We start from the raw sequence: 3,914 nt of genomic DNA, 5'->3' as shown, positions 1-3,914 counted from the left end.
GGCCGAGGCGACGGCCTCCGAGAACAACGTCTGGATGGAATCGACCACCAGCACCCGGCAGTCGGCGGCGGCGTCGAGGATGGCCTCGAGACGGGCGTCGATCAGCAGCGGCAGGTCGGTTTCACCCAGCTGCAGGCGCCGGGCACGGGCCGCCACCTGGGCCGCCGATTCCTCCCCGCTGGCGTACAGCACCGGCGACGTGCCTGCCAGACGCCCCAGCGTCTGCAGCAGCAGCGTCGACTTGCCGATGCCCGGATCGCCGCCCAGCAACACCACCGAGCCGGGCACCAGGCCGCCGCCGAGCACCCGGTCGAGTTCGGACGAACCGGTCGGCAGTCGGGTTTGCGCGTCCGCCTGCGCCTCGGACAGGCGCACCACCGCGCGCTCGCCACTCCAGCCGGTGGCTGCCGGGCCGGCGCCGCCGCGCACCGCCGGCGGCGGCAGGTGTTCCTGCAGGCTGTTCCATGCCTCGCAGGCGCCGCACTGACCCGCCCACTGGGCGAATATCGCGCCGCATTCGGCGCAGCGGTACTGGCTGCGGTCGCGTGCCATCGGGCCTAGCGCCGCACCGCGTCGGCGACATCACTCGCCGTAGTCACCACCGTACTCCGGAGCCAGATCCTCGAAACGGGTGTAGGCCCCCAGGAAGGCCAGAAACAGGTGGCCGATGGGGCCGTTACGCTGCTTGGCGATGATGATCTCGGCCTTGCCCTTGTCCGGGCTGTCCTCGTTGTAGACCTCGTCGCGGTAAATGAACAGGATCACGTCCGCATCCTGCTCGATGGCACCCGACTCGCGCAGGTCCGACATCACCGGCCGCTTGTTGGGCCGCTGTTCGAGCGAACGGTTCAGCTGGGACAGCGCGATCACCGGCACCGACAGCTCCTTGGACAGTGCCTTGAGCGAACGCGAGATCTCGGAGATCTCTAGCGCCCGGTTCTCGCGCGCGCCCGGCGACTGCATCAGCTGCAGGTAGTCGACCACGATCAGGCCCAGACCGTGCTGGCGCTTAAGGCGGCGTGCGCGCGCGCGCAGGTCCAGCGGCGTCAGGGCCGGTGTGTCGTCGATGAAGATGTCGGCCTCGCCGAGCAGCGTCACCGCCGAGGTCACACGCGGCCAGTCGTCATCGTGCAACTGGCCGGTGCGCACGCGGTGGGCGTCGACCCGCCCCAGGGACGAGATCATGCGCAGCGCCAGCTGCTCGGCGGGCATTTCCATACTGAACACCGCCACCGGCTGGCGGCCACGGATGGCCACACTCTCGACCATGTTCATGGCGAACGAGGTCTTGCCCATGGAGGGCCGCCCGGCAACGATGATCATCTCCGCCTCATGCAGGCCGGAGGTCATGCGATCAAGGTCGGTGAAGCCGCTGGACACCCCGGTCAGCGCGGTACCGGAACGGTACAGCGTGTCCAGGCGCTCGACGGCGGCCGGCAGGAGGTCCTTGATGGAGCTGAAGCCCGAGCGGGCACGCGCGCCGCGCTCGGCAATCTCGAACACCCGCCCCTCGGCGGAGTCCAGCAGCTCCGCGATGCTGCGGCCCTGCGGGTGAAAGCCGCTATCGGCGATGTCCGACCCGACGGCGATCAGCGCCCGGGCAATGGCCCGCTCGCGCACGATGTCGGCATAGGCGGCAATGTTGGCGGCGCTGGCCACACCACCGGCCAACAGGCCCAGATACGCCATGCCGCCGACGCGGTCCAGCTCGGCGGCCTGTTCCAGGCACTCGGCAACCGTGATCAGGTCACACGGCCGCCCCTGCTCGTAGACCCGCCGGATGGCCTCATAGATGAGGCGATGATCCTGGCGGTAGAAGTCGTCCTCGGTCAGACGGTCCGAGACGTGGTCCCAGGCCGACGCCTCCAGCAACAAGCCACCGAGCACCGACTGCTCGGCCTCGATGGAGTGCGGGGGAACCTTGAGCGCGGCCGGCTCGACCATGGCGGACGGGGCGGCGGGGCCGTATTACTCGGCCACCACCTCGACAGTCACCTGCGCGACGACGTCGGCGTGCAGGTTCACGTCCAGCGGATAGCTGCCGAGGCTGCGGATGGCACCCTCAGGCAGGCTCAGCTCCTGACGGTCGACCTCGTGGCCGGCGGCAATCAACGCATCGGCGATTTCGCGCGTGGTGACCGACCCGTACAGCCGACCGCCCTCACCCGCCTTGTGGGCGATGCTCACCGTCACGTCCTGCAACGCGGCAGCACGCGCCTGCGCCTTGCTCAGGGCATCGGCGGCCGCCTTCTCGATCTGCGCCCGCTGGGCCTCGAAACGCGCCACGTTGTCCGGCGACGCGAACACCGCCTTGCCTTGCGGCAGCAGGTAATTGCGCCCGTAGCCGCCCTTGACCTCGACACAGTCGCCGACGTTGCCCAGATAACGAATCTTTTCCAGCAAAATCACTTGCATGACAGCAGCCTCCAGGCTGTTACCGCGGGTCCGCGCCAACCGGCGGCGAACCGTTTCCGAAATCAAGCCAATTATCCATCAGGCCCACCAGGGCCAGTGGCGGTGCCACCTGCGGCGTGGCCAATACCAGCAGCGGGTACACCACCCACGGCGCGCGCCGCCAGCCACCGCCGCGCAGCGCCAGCCGGTGCATCACCGCGAGCCCCTGCAACAGCAGCGGCACCACCGACACCATTGCCAGTTCGACCGCCAGGCCGCCAGCACCCAGCCCCACGCCCAGCGCCACCGCAACCGCCACGACCGCGACCAGGCCGTAGGCACGGCCGCAACGCAGGCCACGGAACTCCGCCGCCAGCGCACCCGGGCGGCGCAGGCGCGCCTGCAAGCTCCGCCCGGCCAGCAGTCCCCCCATCCAGGTGGACAGCAGGGCCAGCGCCAGCAGGCCACTGGCCAGGGCCCACACGACATCCAGCACCTCGCCAGCGATCTGCGGGTCCAGGCCTCGCAGCATCTGCGTCACCGACGCCCGGCTCTGCGCGTCGCCGCCCGGCAACCCCACCGTTTCGGCCAGCAGCACGACCACCACGGCCAGCAACGTCAGCAACAACAGCGCCAGCGGCAGGCTGCGCGTGCTGCGCAGGATGTAACCGGCAATCAATGCCGGCGTCCAGGCAAACACCACCGGCACCAGCAACGCAGGCCCCAATGCCACCGCCGGCACCGCGAGCAGCAGCACCGCCCACAACAACCAGCGCACACCCCGCCCGCCCTCGCTTTCCAGCGCCAGCAGGCTGACTACCGCCCCGTTGCCGACCAGCAGCAGCGGTAACAGCAGGATGGCGCCCGGCAGCAAGGCCGCCAGCAACGGCAGGACGCCCAACAGCGCCAACGCCGCCGCCACCGGCCAACCGCCGCCGACCAACCAGGCCGCCAGCGTCGCCAGGCGATCGCCGGCGGCGGGCGCCTTGGTCACTACCGCCTCAGTGGGCGTCGCTGTACGGCAGCAGCGCCAGGAAACGGGCGCGCTTGACCGCCCGCGTCAGCTGACGCTGGTATCGGGCACTGGTGCCGGTGATGCGGGTCGGAATGATCTTGCCGGTTTCCGAAATGTACTGCTTCAGGGTGTCGAGATCCTTGTAGTCGATCTCCTTCACCTGATCGGCGGTAAAACGACAGAACTTCTTGCGGCGCAGATAACGGGCCATGTTCGGTTACCTTTTGGGGAACGGGTTCAGGCGTCGTCGCCGGACTTGGTGGAGGACTCTGACTCCGAATCTGAAGACGACTCAGAATCGGTCGACTCGCTGTCGCGCTCTTCGCGGCGCGGGCGACGCTCGCGCTCGCGCTTGTCCTCGTTCTCGCGCGCCTTGGCGACCGCCGAAGGCTCGGTGATGGCCTCGTCGCACTTGACCACCAGGTGGCGCAACACGGCATCGCTGAACCGGAACGAACTGGTCAGCTCGCGCATGGCCTCATCGTCGGCCTCGATGTTCAGGAGC

6 protein-coding genes are annotated in these 3,914 nt (G+C 69.0%); all 6 read right to left on the bottom strand.

The genetic code is table 11. The annotated features are described in order from the left end of the window. Positions 1-552 (bottom strand): ATPase domain-containing protein (locus tag ABYX71_RS10920; protein WP_372696527.1); only part of this gene is annotated, 552 nt, incomplete at its 3' end. 30 nt (positions 553-582) lie between these two features. After that, positions 583-1,944, bottom strand: coding sequence for a replicative DNA helicase (dnaB, locus tag ABYX71_RS10915; RefSeq protein ID WP_372696526.1), 1,362 nt, complete (start codon positions 1,942-1,944; stop codon positions 583-585). A 24-nt stretch (positions 1,945-1,968) separates the two neighbouring features. Continuing rightward, positions 1,969-2,415 carry a 50S ribosomal protein L9 gene (rplI, locus tag ABYX71_RS10910; RefSeq protein ID WP_372696525.1) on the bottom strand — a complete coding sequence of 149 codons (447 nt, stop codon included), beginning with the start codon at positions 2,413-2,415 and terminating at the stop codon, positions 1,969-1,971. Positions 2,416-2,434: 19 nt separating this feature from the next. Next, entirely contained in the window at positions 2,435-3,388 is a 954-nt protein-coding gene (locus tag ABYX71_RS10905; RefSeq protein WP_372696524.1) for a hypothetical protein, read from the bottom strand. 7 nt (positions 3,389-3,395) lie between these two features. Then, positions 3,396-3,620 (bottom strand): 30S ribosomal protein S18, encoded by a 225-nt coding sequence (gene rpsR, locus ABYX71_RS10900; RefSeq protein ID WP_372696523.1) that lies wholly within the window; start codon positions 3,618-3,620, stop codon positions 3,396-3,398. Positions 3,621-3,646: 26 nt separating this feature from the next. Beyond that, the coding region (locus tag ABYX71_RS10895) for a 30S ribosomal protein S6 (RefSeq protein WP_372696522.1) at positions 3,647-3,914 on the bottom strand (268 nt) is incomplete at its 5' end.

It is taken from the genome of Immundisolibacter sp. (genome assembly GCF_041625615.1).
Taxonomy (GTDB): domain Bacteria; phylum Pseudomonadota; class Gammaproteobacteria; order Immundisolibacterales; family Immundisolibacteraceae; genus Immundisolibacter.
Note: the sequence above shows the minus strand (reverse complement) of the source record. Positions and strands in the feature narration are given on the sequence as shown.

Bases quoted from the DNA above. Each gene is read 5' to 3' on its own strand.
- dnaB (WP_372696526.1), bottom strand. From the start codon at position 1,944: ATGGTCGAGCCGGCCGCGCTCAAGGTTCCCCCGCACTCCATCGAGGCC.
- rplI (WP_372696525.1), bottom strand. From the start codon at position 2,415: ATGCAAGTGATTTTGCTGGAAAAGATTCGTTATCTGGGCAACGTCGGC.
- rpsR (WP_372696523.1), bottom strand. From the start codon at position 3,620: ATGGCCCGTTATCTGCGCCGCAAGAAGTTCTGTCGTTTTACCGCCGAT.